General features: G+C 45.4%; 24 protein-coding genes. 16 read left to right on the top strand and 8 right to left on the bottom strand.

Annotated elements, in window-relative coordinates; genetic code table 11:
* Positions 1–6: 6 nt before the first annotated feature.
* The 3 genes from QMA41_RS12550 to QMA41_RS12540 all read right to left on the bottom strand — a co-directional run bounded on the left by QMA41_RS12550 (position 7) and on the right by QMA41_RS12540 (position 2,120).
* Positions 7–792 (bottom strand): transporter substrate-binding domain-containing protein, encoded by a 786-nt coding sequence (locus QMA41_RS12550; RefSeq protein WP_052126595.1) that lies wholly within the window; start codon positions 790–792, stop codon positions 7–9.
* 73 nt (positions 793–865) lie between these two features.
* The gene (locus tag QMA41_RS12545; protein ID WP_095561426.1) at positions 866–1,141 is read right to left on the bottom strand and encodes a hypothetical protein; all 276 of its coding nucleotides are present in this window, start codon (positions 1,139–1,141) and stop codon (positions 866–868) included.
* A gap of 67 nt (positions 1,142–1,208) precedes the next feature.
* Positions 1,209–2,120 carry a DMT family transporter gene (locus QMA41_RS12540; protein WP_281629826.1) on the bottom strand — a complete coding sequence of 304 codons (912 nt, stop codon included), beginning with the start codon at positions 2,118–2,120 and terminating at the stop codon, positions 1,209–1,211.
* Between the two features lie 86 nt (positions 2,121–2,206).
* On the opposite strand from QMA41_RS12540, the gene QMA41_RS12535 reads away from it, so the two are divergent.
* The 15 genes from QMA41_RS12535 to QMA41_RS12465 all read left to right on the top strand — a co-directional run bounded on the left by QMA41_RS12535 (position 2,207) and on the right by QMA41_RS12465 (position 13,259).
* Positions 2,207–3,655: a PLP-dependent aminotransferase family protein gene (locus QMA41_RS12535; protein WP_281629825.1), complete on the top strand. Its 1,449-nt coding sequence runs from the start codon at positions 2,207–2,209 to the stop codon at positions 3,653–3,655.
* An 86-nt stretch (positions 3,656–3,741) separates the two neighbouring features.
* Positions 3,742–4,290, top strand: a complete 549-nt coding sequence (locus tag QMA41_RS12530) for a DUF924 family protein (protein WP_045985752.1) — start codon at positions 3,742–3,744, stop codon at positions 4,288–4,290.
* A gap of 8 nt (positions 4,291–4,298) precedes the next feature.
* Entirely contained in the window at positions 4,299–4,895 is a 597-nt protein-coding gene (locus tag QMA41_RS12525) for a LysE/ArgO family amino acid transporter (RefSeq protein ID WP_038158308.1), read from the top strand.
* Positions 4,896–4,913: 18 nt separating this feature from the next.
* A complete protein-coding gene (locus QMA41_RS12520; RefSeq protein WP_281629824.1) occupies positions 4,914–5,321 on the top strand; it encodes a VOC family protein in 408 nt (135 codons plus the stop codon).
* Positions 5,322–5,389: 68 nt separating this feature from the next.
* Positions 5,390–6,367, top strand: a complete 978-nt coding sequence (locus tag QMA41_RS12515; protein ID WP_281629823.1) for a D-2-hydroxyacid dehydrogenase family protein — start codon at positions 5,390–5,392, stop codon at positions 6,365–6,367.
* Between the two features lie 5 nt (positions 6,368–6,372).
* Entirely contained in the window at positions 6,373–6,894 is a 522-nt protein-coding gene (locus tag QMA41_RS12510) for an O-acetyl-ADP-ribose deacetylase (protein ID WP_281629822.1), read from the top strand.
* Complete coding sequence (locus tag QMA41_RS12505) at positions 6,891–7,187, top strand: Dabb family protein (RefSeq protein WP_006960583.1); 297 nt, start codon at positions 6,891–6,893, stop codon at positions 7,185–7,187. The genes QMA41_RS12510 and QMA41_RS12505 overlap by 4 nt, the downstream gene beginning before the upstream one ends.
* Before the next feature lie 4 nt (positions 7,188–7,191).
* Positions 7,192–7,506 carry a cupin domain-containing protein gene (locus tag QMA41_RS12500; protein ID WP_038158319.1) on the top strand — a complete coding sequence of 105 codons (315 nt, stop codon included), beginning with the start codon at positions 7,192–7,194 and terminating at the stop codon, positions 7,504–7,506.
* A 2-nt stretch (positions 7,507–7,508) separates the two neighbouring features.
* On the top strand, positions 7,509–7,763 hold the full coding sequence (locus tag QMA41_RS12495) for a Rho-binding antiterminator (protein ID WP_172846640.1): 255 nt from the start codon (positions 7,509–7,511) through the stop codon (positions 7,761–7,763).
* A gap of 72 nt (positions 7,764–7,835) precedes the next feature.
* Positions 7,836–8,087: a DUF2999 family protein gene (locus tag QMA41_RS12490; protein WP_006960580.1), complete on the top strand. Its 252-nt coding sequence runs from the start codon at positions 7,836–7,838 to the stop codon at positions 8,085–8,087.
* A 384-nt stretch (positions 8,088–8,471) separates the two neighbouring features.
* Positions 8,472–9,122, top strand: a complete 651-nt coding sequence (locus QMA41_RS12485; RefSeq protein ID WP_229629778.1) for a DUF1007 family protein — start codon at positions 8,472–8,474, stop codon at positions 9,120–9,122.
* A 21-nt stretch (positions 9,123–9,143) separates the two neighbouring features.
* Positions 9,144–10,232 carry a nickel/cobalt transporter gene (locus tag QMA41_RS12480; RefSeq protein WP_006960578.1) on the top strand — a complete coding sequence of 363 codons (1,089 nt, stop codon included), beginning with the start codon at positions 9,144–9,146 and terminating at the stop codon, positions 10,230–10,232.
* 216 nt (positions 10,233–10,448) lie between these two features.
* Entirely contained in the window at positions 10,449–11,276 is an 828-nt protein-coding gene (locus QMA41_RS12475; RefSeq protein WP_281629821.1) for an ABC transporter ATP-binding protein, read from the top strand.
* Positions 11,276–12,232, top strand: coding sequence for an ABC transporter substrate-binding protein (locus QMA41_RS12470; RefSeq protein ID WP_281629820.1), 957 nt, complete (start codon positions 11,276–11,278; stop codon positions 12,230–12,232). The genes QMA41_RS12475 and QMA41_RS12470 overlap by 1 nt, the downstream gene beginning before the upstream one ends.
* A 70-nt stretch (positions 12,233–12,302) precedes the next feature.
* A complete protein-coding gene (locus tag QMA41_RS12465) occupies positions 12,303–13,259 on the top strand; it encodes an iron ABC transporter permease (protein ID WP_281629958.1) in 957 nt (318 codons plus the stop codon).
* A gap of 52 nt (positions 13,260–13,311) precedes the next feature.
* Here the strand turns inward: QMA41_RS12465 and QMA41_RS12460 are convergent, their stop codons facing one another.
* Both QMA41_RS12460 and QMA41_RS12455 read right to left on the bottom strand, forming a co-directional pair.
* A complete protein-coding gene (locus QMA41_RS12460) occupies positions 13,312–15,135 on the bottom strand; it encodes a M4 family metallopeptidase (RefSeq protein ID WP_281629819.1) in 1,824 nt (607 codons plus the stop codon).
* A gap of 393 nt (positions 15,136–15,528) precedes the next feature.
* Positions 15,529–16,104 (bottom strand): malate synthase, encoded by a 576-nt coding sequence (locus QMA41_RS12455; protein WP_006960573.1) that lies wholly within the window; start codon positions 16,102–16,104, stop codon positions 15,529–15,531.
* Positions 16,105–16,265: 161 nt separating this feature from the next.
* Between QMA41_RS12455 and QMA41_RS12450 the strand changes: the two genes are divergently transcribed.
* Positions 16,266–17,795, top strand: a complete 1,530-nt coding sequence (locus QMA41_RS12450) for a DUF3612 domain-containing protein (RefSeq protein ID WP_281629818.1) — start codon at positions 16,266–16,268, stop codon at positions 17,793–17,795.
* Positions 17,796–18,080: 285 nt separating this feature from the next.
* On the opposite strand, the gene gntR is transcribed toward QMA41_RS12450, so the two are convergent.
* The 3 genes from gntR to QMA41_RS12435 form a co-directional block, all read right to left on the bottom strand.
* Positions 18,081–19,082 (bottom strand): gluconate operon transcriptional repressor GntR, encoded by a 1,002-nt coding sequence (gntR, locus tag QMA41_RS12445; protein WP_019274240.1) that lies wholly within the window; start codon positions 19,080–19,082, stop codon positions 18,081–18,083.
* 115 nt (positions 19,083–19,197) lie between these two features.
* Positions 19,198–20,691, bottom strand: a complete 1,494-nt coding sequence (gene gndA, locus QMA41_RS12440; RefSeq protein WP_281629817.1) for an NADP-dependent phosphogluconate dehydrogenase — start codon at positions 20,689–20,691, stop codon at positions 19,198–19,200.
* The gene (locus QMA41_RS12435; RefSeq protein WP_281629816.1) at positions 20,688–21,188 is read right to left on the bottom strand and encodes a gluconokinase; all 501 of its coding nucleotides are present in this window, start codon (positions 21,186–21,188) and stop codon (positions 20,688–20,690) included. The genes gndA and QMA41_RS12435 overlap by 4 nt, the downstream gene beginning before the upstream one ends.

Below are 21,188 nucleotides of genomic sequence, written 5' to 3'. Positions count from 1 at the left end.
TGCTTTTTATCGCTCGTATTTGTCCATAATTTCCTGATATAAAGACTTTCCAGACTGACCTTTGGTGTTCTTGAGCATATCAACACCCTTTTGCAGCTTAGCAAGTACTTCAGGTTTAACATCAACGTTAAAAGCGTAATAGATCAGACCTTCCCTCACAACATAAACAGATTCAAACAAACTCGGATCGACCTCAGCTTGCTTAGACCACCAAATTGCTGCGCGATGGGCGTAAACCAAAAGGTCAATACGCTTTTTCATTAGCTGCTCCGCCAACGTTGTCACGTAATTGGCTTCCTGCATTGAGTTCCTTGGCAAACCCATCGCTAGCAGGGTTTGCTCACCGATATCATCTCTGATCACCCCGATACGGTAATTGGCCATATCCATTGGCTTTTCAATTGTAATGTCCGCATCTTTTCGCGCCAAAACGACAATTTTTATATCAGCGATAGGGCCAACCCAATTAAACAGCGTTTCTCTGTGTTCTGAACGTGTCGTAGAAAACAACACCGAATTATCATGAGTTAACACCGTTCGATATGAACGAGCCCAAGGTTGTAAAGTCACCTGCGACATATCAATCTCTTCCCCGACCATCTTACTTGCGGCAAGGAGGATTTCCACGGCATAACCTGTAATTTTATCGCCTTCCATATAATTGGCAGGGGGATAAGACTCAGTAAAAAATGACAGCTCACGAAGGTCATCGGAGTATCCGGCTACAGATACCGAAGAGAAAGAAGCAGACAACGCAATGAGTAGTGACAGAAGAGAATACATTCGCTTCATGACAAACTCCCAGTTAGTGAGTACTTTATAAAGTTAGCCCACACAACGGGAGTTCTAAAGAAAAATAGCGGATTTATACCAAGCCGTTGCGCTCTAAACCTCTACGAACCCCATTGCACATCTTACCAAAGCGGCGAATTTCATCGAATTGAGGCGTAATACCCCGCTCCATCGCCGATTCCCAATAGGTCAGTTCAGAATCAACCAGCTCCAGTAACTTTTTCGGGCACCCCACACAACTGCCCTTTGAACCACAAACAAAGGTTTCCGGTGCGTACAAAGGAAGCTCTTGCTTCACTTGCTGAATGATGGAAAGCATTGCGCTCATCCTATCTGGCTTTTTGCTCATCACCTGATTTTGGGGTTCATTAATAATGCGGGAAGTATAATGCGCCTACAAACAATGCCAATACCCATTAAGAATTAGTGGTTAGTAGCTTAGAACGACGTTTCCTCATGAACGGCCGGCTTGGTGCCTTAACCACCAAGTAGACTGCAGTCGCTGCCAGCGCAAACCCTAGCATCCCAAGACCATCAAAAGACTCACCAAATACGAGCCATGCTTGGATTGCCGTCGTTGGAGGCACGAGATAAAAAACCGAAGCCACTTTCGACGATGCACCATTTTCCACCATATAGAGCAGAAGCAGAATCGCAACGCAGGACAGCACAACAACGAGCCAAGTTAGCGTAAGAATGAACTCTGTTGTCCATTGGACTTCCATGGTTTCAAAATGCATTGCATAAGGGAGGAATAAGCAAGCTGCCGCGAGATACTGGACCATAGCACTACCTACCATATCGGCCCCTTTGCAAAAGCGTTTTTGATACAAAGTCCCCAAAGTGATCCCGATCAGCGACAGCACACACAGGGTGATGGCTGCAAACTTATGCGTTTCCTCTTGCCATTGAGTTTTGCCAATCAAGACTAAACTGATACCTACAAACCCCAGAGCTAAGCCTATCCACTGCGATACTTTGAATTGTTCGCGGCTGAAAGCGACTAATAAGATAGCGGTTAATATCGGCTGAATACCAACCAGAAGCGAGCTCAACCCCGCAGGCATTCCTAAATCAATCGCAATATAGGTACCACCCAGATAAAAGCCATGAATTAAAACTCCTACCACGCAGCTATGCCAAAACAACTTGCCTTGGGGTATCGAGCGACGCAGTAAAGCAATCAGCAATAAAAAGAACCCTACATTGGCTAGCATGCGAATCGTGAGCAGTGTCGCGGGCTCCGCATATTGCAGACCCAACCTAGCTCCTACAAAGCCCGATGCCCAAAGCACCACAAATACAAACGGGATTAACCTCACCAACATGTCATTTCCTCTGGCTTTTTCTCTCCAATTAGCGCTACTTTAATAAGGGACAGATAAATCAAAAAGACACAGATTGAGTATTTTTAATGGGTACAGATTCATTAGCCGACAATAAGTTTGTTCAAGTAGAGCACCACATTCGACAAGCGATTCACAATGGTATTTATCAACCTGAAGACAAACTGCCATCGATCCGCCAACTGGTTGCCGACCTGAACGTCAGCAAAAATACCGTCATTAGAGCCTATCACGAGATGGAAGCCGAAGAGCTCATTTATGCGGTACCCAAATCAGGCTATCGAGTTAAAGCGACACAGCCAAGGGAGTTGCACCAGCAGCCACCTCAGTCCGTCGATCTGCTGTCTGTGTCGAAAGAAATCCTCAGCTATCCAGAGGAGAAAGAGTTGTTACCGACTGGCTCTGCTCATCCAAACATTCAGACTCCCGCCATCAAATCGCTGTATGCGGAAATAGGTCGTCATAGCAGAATGCAAAGTCACATGCCGAGTCATTATCAACTGCCTCCGGGCAATGATAGGCTCATCAAGCAGTTGGCAAAAATCAGCCGTGATCTTGGTGTCAAAGCCAATCCGAATGATCTAGCCATCACTCACGGAGCTCAACAAGCAATCAGCCTTGCACTTCGCGCCCTAACCACACCCGGAGATATCGTCGCCGTGGAGTCCCCCTGTTACTTTGGAAATCTGCTTTTGATGGAATCACTTGGGCTAAAAGTGGTCGAGATTTCGAGTTGTACCCGCAATGGTATGGACCCTAAAGCGCTCGAAAATGCGATTCAGGAATGGCCTATTGCCGTAATTCTCATAACACCCAATTTCACTAATCCAACAGGGTCACGGATGCCTGAAGAACGGCGCGTTGAACTTCTCAACGTTTCTAAAGATATCCCAATTATCGAAGACGACGTTTTTGGCGCACTGGCATTTGATAGCGGCGTATTGCCACTGAAAACACTCGATAACCAAGATCGAGTTATCTACGTGAATTCACTGTCAAAGATGCTCGATTCCAGATTACGAATCGGTTGGATTCTTTCTGGAAAGTATCGTTCAGAGATCGAGAAGTATCTGATTTGTGACAATATGGGCAGCTTGAACCTGATGCAATCCGCTGTAGGCGAATTTCTATCGACAGGAAAATATCGACAGCATATCAGTAAGATGCAGCGCACCTATCAACAAAACAACCGCCGTTTCAGCCTACTGCTTACAACAGCATTAAACCGCTATACTGAGCTCCGTAATAGTTACCACCTATCTCAGCCGCAAGGATCTTTTTTGGTTTGGCTTACCTTGCCCGAGTCGGTAGACAGCTTCGCCCTCTATAAGGAATGCAATAGGCATAAGATCAGCATCCTACCGGGAACTGTATTTGCAACCGCGGAACAATTTCGCCACTGTATCCGTCTGAGTACCGCTAACTTTGAAGAGACTCCGGAGTGGCATCAAGGCATCGAACTGTTGGCTAAACTGATTCACCAGCAGGTCATCGAATCTACACAGCCCCGGATATAACTCCCTGATTAAACATTTAAATTGTTCCATCACTCTCGTATATTAGATTCGACGGAAAACCCATCGCATACAAGGATGACATCACCATGACTCCCATCACTGCACAAGAAGTACTGTCATTTTGGTTTGAAGAGTTAGAACCTAAAGACTGGTTTGTAAGTAGCGAACAGCTAGACAATACAATCACACAACGTTTTGGTGACCTATTGCAACGTGCGGCGCAATCTGAGCTTTACAGCTGGCGTACCAACGCCCTTGGTCGACTGGCGGAAGTCATTGTACTCGACCAGTTTTCACGTAATGTCTATCGTAATACGCCCAAAGCTTTTGCACAGGACCCATTGGCACTGGCTCTTGCGCAAGAGGCCATCGCATTAGGTAAAGATGCCGAGCTTTCACCAACACAGCAGTCTTTTCTCTACATGCCGTTTATGCACAGTGAATCTTTATTGATTCATGAGCGTGCCGTTGAGTTATTCAAAGCACCGGGCATGGAAAATAACTACGAATTCGAGATCAAACATAAGGTCATCATAGATAGATTTGGTCGCTATCCGCACCGAAACGAGATTCTAGGAAGAGAAAGTACTGCCGAAGAAATTGAATTTCTGACTCAGCCAGGCTCTAGCTTCTAACTTAGATAATGAGTACGTTTCTCGCAGGTTTTACGCTCGGCCTTTCATTAATCTTAGCCATCGGGGCGCAGAATGCGTTCGTCCTTAAGCAAGGAATCAAACAGCACCACGTGTTTTTGGTCTGTTTGATTTGCTCGCTTTCAGACGCCATCCTGATTTCTGCTGGTGTTGCAGGGTTTGGTTTAATCGTAGCGAAATTTCCTTTGATTGAACTAGTCGCCCGTTATGGCGGTGGCCTGTTTTTGCTCTGGTACGGTCTACGCAGCCTATATTCAGCTTACACGGCAAATCACGCCCTCAACCCTGCGGGCGATTCAACACAAAGTGCTTTAAAAACGGCATTGATGTGCCTAGCTTTTACTTGGCTAAATCCGCACGTCTATCTGGATACCGTCGTATTGCTTGGCTCCATCTCTACCCAATACGAACCGAATAAATTGCAGTTTGCTCTTGGCGCTGTCAGTGCCTCATTTGTATTCTTTTTCAGCCTTGGATATGGGGCTAAGCGCCTGATTCCAGCTTTCCGCCATGCTCGCTCATGGAAAATACTCGAAGCAATCATCGGAATCATCATGCTTGTGCTAGCGTATAATTTAGTATTCTGAGTTTAGGGAGCCACCAATATGATCGAAGTGAAAGGATTAGATCACATCGTTCTACGGACGAGTAACATCAAAGGTATGCTTCACTTCTATCGAGATATTTTACACTGCCCTATCGAACGCGAACTTCCAGAACTTGGCCTAACTCAGCTTCGCGCAGGTAGCGCCATCATTGACTTGGTTTGCGTCGACAGTACGCTGGGTAAACTGGGTGGTAAAGCGCCCAGTCAAAATGGTCGCAATCTCGATCACTTCTGCCTTCAAATCGCGCCACTAGAAGAGAACGCTCTGCTTAACTATCTCGACCAATGCGGGCTTACCCATCAACCCTTTGCAGAACGATACGGTGCTCAAGGCTTTGGTCGCTCAATATATATTCATGATCCAGAAGGAAATGTGGTCGAGCTCAAAGCGCAAATATTGACTTAACACTATCGCTACATTTCTTGGATCATCTCTTTTAATATATGCACCTCATTGGTTAAAAGGACTGTGCTGTGCGTATTGCAATATTGGATGACTATCAAGATCAAGTTCGTCACTTAGACTGTTATAAAAAACTGAATGACCATGAGGTCACTGTTTTCTCTGACATCCCTTCAAACGAGAATCAATTGATCGAACAGCTTCAACCGTTTGAAGTATTAGTTCTGATTCGAGAACGCACCATCATCACTCCCAATCTGCTTAAAAACCTGCCAAACCTTAAACTCATCAGCCAGACCGGAAAAATCAGCAATCACCTTAACCTAACGGATTGCGATCAACATCAGGTGGCTGTTGCCGAAGGCATTGGTTCCCCTATTGCTCCGTCTGAGTTGTGTTGGTCATTAATTATGGCAGCCAGTCGCCATATTCCTGCTTACCTCGAACGGTTCAAGCAAGGGCACTGGCAACAATCTGGACAGCCTACATTAGGGCGAACCCTAAATGGACAAACCCTTGGCATTTGGGGCTTTGGTAAAATCGGACAACGCATCGCTAAATACGCTGAAGTGTTTGGAATGCAGGTGATGGTCTGGGGCAGTGAATCCTCCAGACAAAATGCTGTAGAGATCGGTTACCAAGCCGCAAGCAGTCGAGAAACCTTTTTTGAACAATGCGATGTAATTTCACTGCATCTAAGGCTTAACGATGCAACACGCCACATTATCAGTCAGAAAGATTTAGACGCAATGAAGTTGGATTCGTTGCTGGTTAACATCAGTCGGGCTGAACTCATTGAGCCAAATGCGCTCTATCAAACACTGGCTACGGCTCCAACCAAACAAGCCGCCGTGGATGTTTTTGACTATGAGCCCGCGACAAAAGACAACGAACCTCTATTGAGTTTACCCAACGTGATTGCAACACCACACTTAGGCTACGTAGAGCAAGGCAGTTATGAGCTCTACTTTCAACACGCCTTTGACAATATCCTCTCCTTCGCTAAAGGTGACTATAGCAACATCGCCAACGCCTATATTCTGGAGTAATGGTCATGATCACACTCATCAACGGAGATATCACTCGAGCTCAAGTAGATGCTATCGTCAATACGGCTAACCCAAAGATGCTGGGTGGCGGAGGCGTTGATGGTGCAATTCATAGAGCAGCAGGTTCAGAGCTCCTGAAAGCCTGCCAGCAGGTAGAAGCCGTTGATGGTGTGCGTTGTCCTTCAGGCCAAGCAAGAATAACCACCTCAGGTAAATTAAGAGCAAAATATGTTATTCATACTGTCGGCCCTATTTATCATCAAGTTGCTAATCCTGAACAAATATTGCAATCTGCCTATCGTGAATCGCTTAAGCTGGCACTTACTCATCGGTGCCTAAGCATTGCCTTCCCAGCAATTTCTTGCGGCGTTTATGGTTATCCATTTCAGGAAGTCGCCGAGATTGCGCTAACGGTATGCACAGAGAGCCAATTTGCTCAGCTGGATATTCAGTTTTACCTTTTTGGTGAAGAAATGATGACCATCTGGCAACACGTTCAGAACACACTCATTCAGGAACAATCATGATCAGACATATTCTACTTATTCAATTTAAACCGAATGCTTCACCACAGCAGATTGAAGAGCTGAAGAATTCGTTTCTATCTATGCCAACTAAGGTTGAAGGTGTCGATAGCGTAGAATGGGGGCTCAACGACAGCCCAGAAGGGAAAAACAAACACTACACCCACTGCGTTATGATGACGTTTGCTGACGAAGCAGGTCGAGACCGTTACCTACCCCACCCAGAGCATGATGTTTTGAAAGAAATCTTCAGGCCAATCCTTGAAGACATTGTGGTGTTTGATTATACGGTGTAACGCGATGAACCTTTTACAATCCATCCCTGACGATCTAACAGAAGAAGTTTTTGAAGATCTCCTGTCCGGTCAATCTTTTCGCCTTGAGCGCATCGTCTCAAAGGGGCAAAGTTCCGAACCAGATTTTTGGTATGATCAAGACGAACATGAATGGGTCGTGGTGCTAACAGGCCATGCTCGACTCCAGTACCCTGACGGAGAGGAAGTTGAGCTGAGGGCTGGTGACCATATCAAAATACCAGCCCATACTAAGCATAGAGTCAGCTATACCACGCCAGATGAAGAAACGATCTGGCTTGCCATCTTTTATAAGGACTGAGCATGATCTCTTGTAACCAATACGATTACATCGAAATAGCTTGTCTCTACCATATCCCTGTTCGGTTGGTGACGGAGTCGGGCCAGATTGTTGAAGGCAAAGCAGTGACAACCAACTATGATGCCCATCGAAGGGAGTCCATCGTGATCGCCACAGCAACGGGTGAAACACAGCTACCGACCGAAACCTTGGTTTCTATGACAGCCTTGATAGAAAACCCGCATTTCAAAGAAATAAAATTCACTCAGGTCAGTTAGTGCCAGTACAACCTTCATTAGCTTGATGTTAGACTGAGCTTCTATTTCATTTAGTGTTAAAAAGGTAATTTGATGAACCCAATTCTAGAGACGTTGAAAGAGAACAACATCAGCGACGAGCAAATCAACGAACTGTTTCAGACGTTGACACAGAATCCTCTAGCAGCCATGGCAACCATCAGCCAACTTGGTCTACCACAAGAGAAGCTACAACTTCTTATGGGCCAAGTAATGCAAAATCCAGCGCTAATTAAAGAAGCTGTTGAAGAGCTTGGGTTAGACTTCTCTAAAGTCGAAGAAGCAAAATCGAAGCTTCAGCAATAAGCAAAAATCAGTCTAGAGAAGCCGCCTATCTTTTGATTGGCGGCTTTTTTATATCAGGAGGACTTTTGATAATCAGATTGGCTACTGGTAATACTACTCAACAATGACATCGAATCTGATCGACTGAAAAAGCCATCTACTCTCCCAGATGAATCACTTAACTCTTAATCTAATCTGAGTATGCTTAGTCCTCGATTATAACGCTCTACAAATTTCTAACATTGAACTTTTTTGCCCACCAGCAATCATATGTTATAACATAACAAAATCATTATTATTACAGTACAAATGAGCAAAATCGACGGCTTATTCGAGCCATGTATACGCCTTATAAAACGAATCTCTGGTGCTAAAAATAGCTTCTCTTCAGCTCACCATGATCGTATGCAAGAAAGTAGGTGCAATAAGATCGGGCTTTTTCTCGCATTGATTATTGCTCCCTCAGTACAGGCCCACCCTCACTCTTGGATCGATTTGAAGACCTATATTCAAGGCAAAAACGGAATGATCACAAGTTTGAAGATGGAGTGGACATTTGACGCGATGACATCCGCCTACATGTTAGACGGGAAAGATATGAGCGCTGAAAATGAGCAGTCATCTTTGCAAGAGGTATCCGCCTCTGTGCTAGAGAATATGCTGTATGAACACTACTTTACCTATTTCTACGATGGCGAAGCGCCTATCAAATACAAAGTCGCTCAGAAAGGGACTCTAGTCCGTAATCGGTCAAAACTCGTGCTGAGCTTCGAACTGCCTCTTTCAAAACCCCAACCCGTGACACGAGATTCTCTACGCTTACTTATTTTCGAACCCAGTTACTATGTCGATATGGCCTGGAAATCACCCAATGACGTGGTTTTGTCTCCAGAACTGGATCGACAGTGTGATTTAGAGATGATTGAACCAAACCCTACTCCTGAACAGATGAGCTATGCCATGTCATTACCAGCGGATGCAGACCCAGATAATGCATTAGGACAACTGTTTACCCAGACCGTCAAAATCCACTGTGCGAGCATCCCTTCCATCTAAACATGAATCATGAGTACAAATATGAAACCGCTGACGATTAATACTCCCGCGCGTCAAGAAAGCACGCCTTTACGTCCTTATCAAGCATGGCTGGTCGCCCTTGCAGTCACAGCAATATTAGCTGTATGCCTTTACCAGCTCTGGCTCGCATGGCCTACACTGGTCGTAAAAACGGCGCACTGGCAAAGAGAGGTCAATAGTCAGCTTGCAGACTTACTCTACGATGCGAAAGAAAACACGCTCATAGCTGGTAGCTACCTGATTGGCTTTAGCTTCTTGTATGGCATGCTTCATTCGCTTGGCCCCGGACATGGAAAAGTAATTGTGACCACATACTTGGCTACTCACCCAACTAAAGTAAAAGCGAGCTTGGTGATAACGGTTGTTTCCGCCATGCTTCAGGCAATAGTCGCCATTACCTTGGTGACGGTCTTAGTGTGGGGGTTTAATGCCTCGATGCGGGTAGTCAACCAGCAAGCTTCGCTTTTCGTGACATTCAGCTTTGGTCTGGTCGCCTTATTCGGTGGGTTGATCATGTACAAAGCCCTGAAAAATATATATAAGTCGATACGCAAACCACGAATTCGAGTAAATTCAGTAACACCACTCGCCACGCCTTTCTCAGGGAAACTAGCACCAATTGGAAATAGCTCGTTAAGCGATCCTCATAGCAGCTTTACTCAATCAGCACATCAACATAGCAACACGTGCGGTTGTGGGCACAACCACGTAGCTGATGCTGATGCCATTAATCAGGCGTCCACATGGCGCGAATATCTTGCCATTATTAGCACTATTGGCATTAGACCTTGTACTGGTGCAATTATGGTGCTGCTTTTTGCCAACGTTGCTGGCTTGTATTGGATGGGCGTACTCAGTGCCATACTGATGGCTGCGGGAACAGCTCTTACTACGTCTATGATTGCTATGATGACATTGACTGGCAAACATGTAGTTAAGCGCTACCTCGTTAAGGCTAACAGCAAAAGCAAAGGGTGGAGTGTTACTGGATCTTACATCCAGCTTATTGGTGGCATACTTCTCATTGTTATCGGTGTTTTACTAATGGCAGGAGAAAATTACGGCATGTCTCCCGTTTTCTCAGTCTAGAACGTTACTCGCACTGCCACGCAATATAGGTCTATATGGGCGTGTTGGGATATACCATACTTTCAATCCAATCAGCGGACTAACTAAGCCGGATTAGATTATAGAGATGTACACACATCCAGCAGGCTTAGAATCTATCTCAATCCTATTTGGAAAATTAAATAACTTTGTTGACAATTCAACCTCATTAAGTGTTATGTTATAACATCACACTTAATGTTTGGTTTTATGAAAAAGTTATCTCAGACCGTTATGTTCGCTTCACAGCTTTCCGCTTGTGGCTCTCAAGGTTGGCGAGCGGTTAACGAAGTAAGTTTAAACATCAAAGCAGGCGAATGTATTGCAATAATCGGCCCCAACGGAAGTGGTAAGTCTAGTTTGCTGAAGGCCCTTTCTGGCGAATACCAAGTTACCAGTGGCGAGTTAAAAATTTGCGGCACAAACCTCGAAGACCAAACTCCGCAAACATTAGCAAAGACGATCGCCATTGTTGCACAACATGAAAACGCCGACCCACGATTAACTGTCCGCGAGTACGTTAGACTCGGACGAGTACCTCACACATTCTGCTGCTCGATCCAAGAACATGAGGCTGCCGTCAACCAAGCGTTAGAAGAAGTCGGCTTGTTAAAGATGGAACATCGCCTTCTTGGGTCTCTTTCTGGAGGTGAATTGCAGCGAGCGAATATTGCGCGTGCGTTCGCTCAGAAGCCAGAGTTACTGCTATTAGATGAACCGACCAATCACCTTGATCCACTAGCACGCATAGAGTTACTTGAACTTGTAAAACGAAGAGGAATTGCGGCGATCGTGGTCCTGCATGATTTGACTCTAGTCGCTCCTTTTGCAGATAAAGTGCTACTCATGTCTGAACAAAAAATGTTGGTATGCGCTGCTCCGAATATCGTTTTGCGAAATGAGTTCATCGCTCCGGTGTTCGGACTCGACGTATTTACTTTCAGCCATCCACAAACCAATAGCGTGGTTTTCCATTTCGAAGCCACGCCCCATCGCCACTCTAACTTATCAAAAGGAGCCGCCTAATGAAGTGGTTTATGTTACCAATCCTGTTTGTTCCACTGGCCACAGCCAACGCTGCAGTGACGCACTACCCCGTCACAGTTGATAATTGTGGTAGCCCTCTGACAGTTGATGCCCGCCCGACTCATGCCGTATTTCACGATATCAATATGACTGAAATGGCTTTTGCTCTCGGCCTACAAGACAGCATGGTTGGTGTTACAGGCATTACAGGCTGGTACAAAATGTCTCCCACTTTCGAGCGCACGCAGGGTAACATCCCAGAGCTGGCTGCAAAATCCCCCTCTCTTGAGACATTAATTGCATCAAAAGCTGACTTCTTTTTTGCTGGTTGGAACTATGGAATGAAAGTCGGTGGCGAAGTTACACCAGAAAGCTTAAAACCATACGGGATAGACACTCTGGTTTTATCCGAAAGCTGCATTCACATGGATAAGTCCTTACAAGCAGCTAGTATGAACTTACTTTATGAGGACGTACAAAAGCTTGGAGTCATCTTTGACCGTCAAGACAAAGCAAACAAGTTGGTGAAAGCCTGGAAGCAGAGAGTAGAGGCAGTACAACATAAAAGTGCTAACTCAGGGGAAGCCTCTCCAAAGGTATTCTTGTACGACTCAGGAGAAGATAAGCCTTTTACAGCTGGTAAGTATGCAATGCCTAACGCAATGATTCAGAAAGCCGGAGGCAAAAATATTACCGACAACATGGAAGCAAGTTGGGCAACTACCTCTTGGGAGTATGTTGCCAAGCAGAACCCTGATGTCATCATACTACTCGATTATCAGACAGCTAGCGGTGCTGACGCACTGAAAAACTTTCTGGAACAGCACCCTATTATGAAGCACACTAACGCCGTGAAAGCTCATCGCTACGTCAAACTCCGCTATGAACAACTCACCCCGGGGCCTGCCAACATAGAAGCTATTGAGAAGTTATCCAATGCGTTTTTCCCGCAATAGCTTAACGTTAGTGCTGGTCTCTATGTCAATCTCTAAATATCACCTAGCATGGCTACTTGGAATCAGTGCTATGCTGGTTTCATTTGCTCTGAGTTTGATGCACGGCTCTGTGCCACTCTCATTCCATGAGGTTGTACGCGGTCTGGCTTCGTTTAACAGTGAAGAAGCCACGATGACTAGTGTTATTTTGGTTGATTTGCGATTACCCCGTGCATTGCTAGCCATAGTCGCAGGAGCAGGACTAGCGATGGTTGGTGCTTTGCTGCAAACAACGACACGAAATGATCTGGCGGACCCTTTCATTTTTGGCCTTTCCTCCGGAGCATCTGCGGGCGCTGTTTTAGTGATAACCTCTCTTGGAAATACGCTAGGCACTTGGTCACTTCCCATAGCGGCTTTCTCCGGTGGTATCGTCTCAGCAACGACTGTGTTATTTCTTTTTTCAACTCAGAAAAAGCGCGGTAACAACGATCTGGTTCTCTGCGGCCTTGCCATCTCTTTTTTGTTTAGCGCCCTAACCAGTTTTTTAATTTTTTCTGGCGATCAGCGCGCTGCTAGCTCCATTCTATTCTGGACGATGGGTGGCCTGGGTTTAGCTCGTTGGGACAACTTAATTTTCGCTGCGCTAGGATTACTATGCGTTGTTGTACTCGCGCTGTATCGCCATCGCGACTTAGATACTTTACTCGTCAGTGAGCAAACAACACGGTCTTTAGGGATAAATGTACATCGGCTGCGAAGCGAAATTTTTCTCTGTTGCGCTTTCTGTACCGCTGCAATTGTCGCCCTAACTGGAGTTATCGGTTTCATCGGGCTCATGGTCCCCCATCTGGTACGTCCTTTTTCTGGAATGACCCATAAACTCGCCCTTCCATTAGTTGCGGTCTGGGGGGCAGTAATACTGCTGTTTGGCGACATAGCAAGCCGAACAATTCTGGCACCTCAAGAATTGCCTGTCGGTATTGTCACTGGAGCATTAGGTGGTGTGTTCGTGCTTTACCTAGTGTGGGAAAGGCCTACTCGATAAAAACAAAGGGCTCCAGATGGAGCCCTTTCACTTACGATGTTGTGTTTTTTTATTAGTCTAATCTTAGTGTCACGCCAGAGTAGCTAGAGTAACCTCTTAGCATCACGTGATAAGTAGTACCTGGTGTTGCTGATAGGCTGCACTGTTCAGTGTTACCGTAACGGTAAGGGCGGCAGTCGTAGCTGCTAGTAGTTGGTTTGCTACCTGCTTTTACGTACAGATCCGCATCTCCAGTGCCGCCGGAGATAGAAACTGCAACGCTAGACGCTGAATCAACAGTGAACGTGTAGAAAGTTTCAGAAGAGCGTGCACCCGCTAGGTCAGTCACTGGCGTACCTTTTACGAGTACATCGCCGGTTGGTGGAGGCGTTGTACCACAAGACGCGTTTACACCTACTGTAGTGAATGCATCTTCAACATCCGATACGTTGTAACCCATATCAGCTGCTGCTTTGGCTACGCCACAAGCACCTGCGTCAAACGTGCTGTTTGCTGTCCAGTAAAGTTGGTTCGCCAGCGTAAAGATTTCGAAACCTTTACGTACATCCCAACCCGCTTTGTTAGCCAGCAAGTAGAAGGCACGGTTGTACACACCACTTGAGTAGTGAACGTTCAGGCCATCGTAGTATTGAGAAGCATGGTCGATAGAGCGGCCATCTTTTGATGGAAGATCGAAGTAACGTAGGCCGCCTTCAGACTTAAAGATGTCTGCACCAACAATCCAGTCAACAGAACCTTTCATGTAGAATTCCGCTGCTTCACCTGCAATATCAGAGAAGGCTTCGTTCATACCACCTGACATGTTGGAGTACACCAACCCTGAGTTTTGCTCGGTGAAACCGTGGCTCACTTCGTGTGCACTCACGTTAATGTCAACCAATGGATAGAATGTGTTCTGACCATCACCAAATGTCATTGATGAACCGTTCCAGAACGCGTTTTCATAGTTGTTGCCGTAGTGAACACGCATGGTTAGCTGGAAGGTTAACGGTGAAGTATTCATCCAGTCTTGATACATATCAAAAACAACTTTACCGAAGTAATGTGCATCGTTCAGAGGCGAATAAGCGCCATTCACATACTTGTGGTCGTTGAAGTTAGTATCGTCATTGCACGGATAGCTGAATGCTGTGCTACCTGAAGTACCACCATTCAAATCCACGGTTTTCACCGCTGAGTTGTTCATCGTACAGGTTGTGCCTGATTTATCGACGATAAATCCCGGATAGTCCGTACCGAAGTTGTATTGACCTGTCTTTTGGTTACCACCAGGGCCTGTACCTGTCGCTTGAGCGTGGTTTATGCCTTCCCAATGTTTCAGCACTTCACCTGTTGTAGCATCAACCAAGTAGAATGGGCGTCTTGGTACCTTTGCCGCAACAAAAAAGTCTACCATGTAAACGACTTTTGCAGTTTGAGAGTCATCAAGCCACACCATCAACTTTGATTGGGAGTTTTCGAACGGAGCATCAGAAGCCCCAAGGGAGTGCTTCTTAAATGCATTTTTCGCTGCTGCGATCGCTTGTTTCTCATCCAGAGTGGGAGCAACTGTTGCCAAGTCACCACTGATTCCCTGTGCCATGACACCGTAAACTTCATTCTGGCTGCTTTTGGTCTGAGTGGCGACTACAGAGGTGTTAAACACAGGTAGGCCCATGTGTGTCTGTTGATAACGAACTTTGACTTTACCATTAGGTAAAACGACTCGTTTCACTTCAGCGAAGCCAGTTTCCAACGGAACTATGCTGTTTGACTGAGCTTTTAGTGCTTGTTGTAGTAATGCATCGTTTTCAACTTTAACCATCTCTGCGGCTGTAACTGGTAGGCTAACTCCTAATCCAGCAGCAATCAGCCAAAGCATTTGACGTTGTTTCATTTTACTTTCCTGTTATTGGTATAAAATCCTTCTCCCCAACGACTCAATAGGAAGTGTCTCTGCGATAAATCGCACCAATAACATGAGCGATAGCTGCACAATCAAGCAAGTTACATACGAAATTATAATTCTTACAGTGGAAACAAAAAACTACACGAATTACTCATTAAATTTTGAATACGAGAAAATTTGATCAAGAAGTGATCAACAAAACAATCAGATAGCGACAAATGATAATTTTATGCCACTAAAAACGGACATATTTCTATCATTAGTGACGCGTGACATTCAGTCACATTTTTTCTTTTTATTTCATTAATTTACAGAACATCAGATATAATAAAAGCCCCACACAATGTGGAGCTTTTAATGACAGAATCAATTGTAGTTAGATTAGCGACTTAGTGTGTAGCAGCACTCCAGGTCATAGTCGTCACCATTTTTCGCCGTGTACTCTTTTGCTTCAGTACATGCACGTGGTTTGCCTTTCTCATCCCCTTTCACCAAGCTGATCCAATGGCGCATCGCAGAAATTTCACTGCTTTCCTGAGGGAACATAGTGCAGGTCTCTAGTTGAATGTCATCAATTTCAACCAACTCTACACAGCCTGTGCCTTTATGATTGCCGAATGTCAGTTCAACATGGCTTCCTGTGCCATCTCTAAACAAGATAGATTCAGGATCTTCTTTCTCACCAGTGTAAGCAACAAAGTGTTTAGAGTGCTTCAAACCACTGTGACTACCATCTTTGAAATAAGCCATTACATGGCGATAGTCGATAACATATGCGGTAACGTCTTTGTGTGATCCACTCTCAAGTGGAAATAGACGATCTAGCAATTGTTTTGCTTTTACTTGCTTCTCGGTGGTTTGATTTGAATTCATCTTTTCTACCGCGAAGACTGCTTCAGCGATAAATGGCTTGTCTTGTTTTTGGATTTCTGTTTTATCGAAAGTAAGCATATTCATAGTGTTTCCCTCGCGGATATTTCACAACTTTTCTGTCCTAGAGCAAATATTTCAAACTTGCGTTTAACTGATTGCAGATTTGTGACTTTGCTTACTTTGTATACTAGTGAAATTTTGACTACAATTTCACAACAAAAATTTTACAATGTGAATTTTACAAAATGATGCTGTCAAAAAGTCTAATTCGTCAGTCCCACTTTTTAGGGACCAAGATTCGAAACCTACGTAAACGCAACCATTTAACCATGGAAGATCTGTCGGCGCGCTGTATACGGGTTAACCCGGAATACGCCCCTTCTGTCTCTTATCTATCAATGATTGAGCGTGGGAAGCGTGTTCCTAGTATCGATATGCTGGAGGTTATCGCCGAAGTCTTCCAAAAAGATCCAACTTGGTTTCTGGATGATGAACCCGAGCAGGCCGACATCACACCAGATAAAGGGAATAGAGGTGGCATTAGTGGAATGGCACTTGAGCCAAGCTTCCTCTTCTCTAATGAGATTTTACAAATCGCTATTCCAGAAATGCTCTCTCAAACCGGCATTACCGGGCGCCAGTTTGCTCACTTATTGATCCGTGCCCATCAGGAAAGTAACCAAAACCACTTTCCTGATCTGGAACGTGCTGCAGAAGAAGTCGGATTAAAACGCCTTAATTTGTCTGCTGAAGATCTGATGGATATTGCTCGTAGTATGGGGCTAACCATCCGCTGGGTGTCGCGTCCACCACAAGATATTGTCGATGAACTTGGAGTTAGCGCAAAGCAGGTCGTCACCTCTTTCTTTGAACCGCCTGGTTTTATCTATTTAAACGAGATTCTGAAACAATACCCGACTCGCCTAAAGTACGATTTGGCGGTCTACATCGGCCATTGTGTTCTGCATAGTAAAGAGGGATTAAAGAGCGTCTTGTCTGTTGGCCACGCCAATAGCTGGGAAGAACACAACCAAGCCGCACCAACCTCAGATCTAAACTCTCAGGATATTTTACAAGCATGGCGAGATTTTGAATCGAGCTTTTTTGCTGGGTCTCTGTTATGTCCAAAGGTGCCTTTCCGCCAGTTGCTCGACCGTAGCGGTTACGAGATTGATGTTCACCTCAAAGCAGGGGTTTCCCCTTCTGTAGCAATGCGCCGAATGACGGTGGTGTCACCTTATCCACACTGGCATTACTTTGATGCCTATGGCCAGAACAAGCTGAAAGCGGTTTATCGCGGTAATGGCATCCCGCTTCCTTGGGGAAACATGCGCAAGGTTAACGACCCTTGTCAGCACTGGGCGGTATTCAGAAGACTTTCTGAGCCTCAAAACGGCAGCTCAGCGCAAATCTCTATTCTCAATGTTGGTGACGAGCCAAGAATCTACTGCTGTGAATCAGTCAACATGACTGACCCTGCGGGCAACAATCGGGTTCTCTGCGCGGGCATCGATTTGAACCCAGCGATCGATGCTCAAGGTGGTGATTCACGCAGTATCGCCGAAGAGCTGAAGTCATTGTGTGTTGATAACGGAGGCAGTGCTTCAATTCCTCGTCATATCCAAAGAGAGTTCACCACGATTGCCAAGATTCTCAATATTAACTGGATTGAGCGAGGTATTCAGACCGACGCAAGGGTAATCTGTTCCAGAGGCGCTGTGTGCCCTCGAAAACCAAGCTGCTATAACGGATGTCAGGAAAGTGTACTGATGTGAGTTGTAAGGGCCTAAAAAGAAAAAAAGCCAATCACAATAATCGTGATTGGCTATATATGAATGTGAACAAAAATAAGGTTCACTAACAACGTCAGTTGGCTAGGTGACCCTCGGCTTAATAAGGGTCATTACTACTAAAGCATGAAGCGTGCCAACTTTAATTATCAATAAAAACCATTGTTTTTGTTCACTTCTGCATCAGATGCATGAAAACCATACGCATAATCCATTTCTAAATTGCACTTGATTGCAAAATGCAAATGTCAAACAAATGCATTTTGCAAATTACAGGCTTTCTCCTAATTCGATTTGATATCCCAAATCAATACTCGCTTTCCAGCTTTCAACACCTTTAAGGCGTTGAATTAATTGCTGTGCTGCAACTTGGCCGATCTCTTCACGTGGCGTAATCACTGTCGCTAGTTTTGGCGTCATTGCCTGACTGATGTCATGACCATGAAATCCAACAATCGCCATTTGCTCTGGGATCTTTATTCCACGCCTCTGACATTCAAACAAAGCACCAATAGCCAAATCGTCATTGGTACAGAAAATACCGTCTACTTCTGGATGCTTTTGCAAAAGCTCACCCAATAGTTTAGCGCCCAAGGTAAAAGACGAAGCTTCCTCCGTCTGGAGGGTAACTGGGGCTTTACCCTGCTCTTGAAGTGCCAACTGATAACCGTCCATCTTTAATCGGGTCCGTTCGTCCATCCGCGCAGCAAAGTACGCAATGTTCTCTCTTCCTTGCGCTAACATGGCTTTTGTCATATCCCGAGCCGCAAGCCTGTTATCAAACCCAACCGCCTGCTCAATGCGAGGCGAGAAGGAATCCATGATTTCCACCACAGGGATTGAAGCGGTTTCCAGCATCTTGCGGGCCTTGTCGGTATGAACATTCTCCGAGAGGATTATGGCATCAACGTTATACGACAGCAGAGAAGCAATACTCTTCTCTTCAAGCTCTTCACTGTAACCGTAGTGTGCGATCATCGTTTGGTAACCTGCTGGTGTGGTCACCGATTCAATACCACGTATCACTTCAGCAAAAACCTGGTTGGTTAAGGAAGGAACCAGCACACCGATAGCATTCGATTTCGCATTGGACAGAATATCTGGTGCACGGTTAGGAATGTATCCCAGCTCTTCCACCGCCTGATTAACCTTTTCCTGTATTGCTTGAGAGACAAGCGAAGGGTCGCGTAGACAACGACTGACAGTCATTTTTGTCACCCCAACTTTATCTGCAATATCTTGCAACGTAGGGCGTTTTTTCTTATTGGCCATTGATGATGTTTCTTTCTGCTTTTAATGTTACTGGTAACATTTTACTCATAAAACAAAACGAATTTATTGGTTCAGATAACAAAAAAGCGCTCGCTTTGCTGCGAACGCTCTGTTTTTACACCGTGAGCTGCGTTTTGTTTGGCTCACTCCAAGTTAAATGAAACTTTTCATCTTCTGGTTTATCCACTCTGGAATAGGTATGCGCTCCAAAGTAGTCTCGCTGAGCCTGAAGCAAATTCGCTGGTAAAACACCGCAACGGAGCGAATCGAAATAGCTCAATGCAGAAGAGATAGCTGGCACTGGTACGCCATGAATAGCCGCATTTGACACACTGCTTCGCCAGCCACATGATCTCAGCGCGATTTGCTCGATAAAAACATCGGCGAATAGAAGGTGTTCCAACTCAGGTTCATCTTGGTAGGCCTTGGTGATGTCCTGTAAAAAGATGGCGCGGATGATACACCCTGCTCGCCAAATTTTAGCAATATCACCAAAATCTAGATTCCAGCCTTCTTTAACAGAAGTTGTCTTCAGCAGGTCAAAACCCTGAGCGTATACCACGAGTTTGGCGCAGTATAATGCGTCGTGTAGCTCATCGAGCATAGCTTGCTTGTCGAAGCCACCCGCAGGTTTGGTGTGCGTTTTCAGAACTGCTGCCGCATTCACTCTTAGTTGCTTTTGTGCACTTTGTGCTCGGGCAAATACCGCTTGAGCAATGGTCGGTGCAGGAGCGCCCATTTGTAGGCTGTTCACCGCCGTCCACAGACCAGTCCCCTTCTGGCCCGCTTTATCAAGAACCACATCAACAAACGGTTTTCCTGTTACTGGATCTTCTGTCTGCAATATCTCTGCGCTGATTTCCATCAAGTAACTATTGAGGACACCCTTGTTCCAACTTGAAAATACTGCACTGATTTCTCTAGCCGACATCTCAAGAACATCGGACATGAAATGAAACGCTTCACAGATAAGCTGCATATCAGCGTATTCAATACCATTGTGAACCATTTTAACGTAGTGCCCAGCTCCCGCAGGCCCTAGGTATGCTGCACATGATTCACCTTGTTCAAATTGTCCGACTGGCAGACCTTTTTCATCCACTTTGGCGGCAATCGCTTCCCACATCGGACGCACATATTCCCAAGCTGCTGGCTCACCACTAGCCATAAGAGCCGGTCCTGTTCGAGCCCCGACTTCACCGCCAGAAACCGCAGTACTAAAGAAACGCAATTTGCCCTGGTAGTGAGTCTCTCGGCGCTCAGAATCCGTCCAAAGGCTGTTACCGGTATCAATCACAATATCTTCGCTATCGATACCAGCGATGAGTAAATCATCAATCACCTTATCAACAATCTCTCCGGCTGGAACAGACAAGGCAATCACACGTGGTTTTTCCAAAGTCTTCAGTAACTCAGAGAGATTCGACGCCGCAACAAATTGACCTGTGCTGGCAATGCATGAAACGAGATCCGCTTCGGATACAGCCCGTTGACGGTTAGCTTCATCAATATCAAACCCAGTGACATTAAAGCCATGGTCAAGTAGATTCAACGCAAGGCTTTTACCCATCACACCAAGGCCAATCATCGCAATGTTTGACTGGCTCATAACGCTCGCTCCTTCAGCGCTATAAGCGCTGATTCCACTACGGTATCGACATCCGACGTAATATCTATAAACAACGCTTCATCGTCGCTTGGTTCAACTAAGGCTTCAAACTGACTTTTGAGCATCGCTTCGCCATTAAAATAATGGTTAGCACGTTGCTTGTGTCGAGACCATATAGTATTGAAGTCACCTTTCAGATAGACGATAGCCAGTTGCTGATTGTTACGACGAAGAATATCTCTGTATGCTGGTTTGAGTGCAGAGCAGGCAATCACCGCAGCATCATTCTCTACGTAAATTCGGTTTAGCGTTTCTAGCCAGCCTAGACGGTCGCAATCATCCAGTGGAATTCCTTGCGCCATTTTCTCCACATTGGCTTTTGGATGGTAATCATCACCATCATAAAAAGGCAGAGACAACCTATCGGCAATCTCTTTACCAATCAGGCTCTTACCACAACCTGAAACGCCCATTACTAATATTTTTTTCACTTTCAT

Origin of the sequence: Vibrio sp. St2 (genome assembly GCF_947311885.1) — a bacterium.
Taxonomy (GTDB): Bacteria; Pseudomonadota; Gammaproteobacteria; order Enterobacterales; family Vibrionaceae; genus Vibrio; species Vibrio coralliilyticus.
This window is presented reverse-complemented; position numbering and strand designations above follow the sequence as displayed.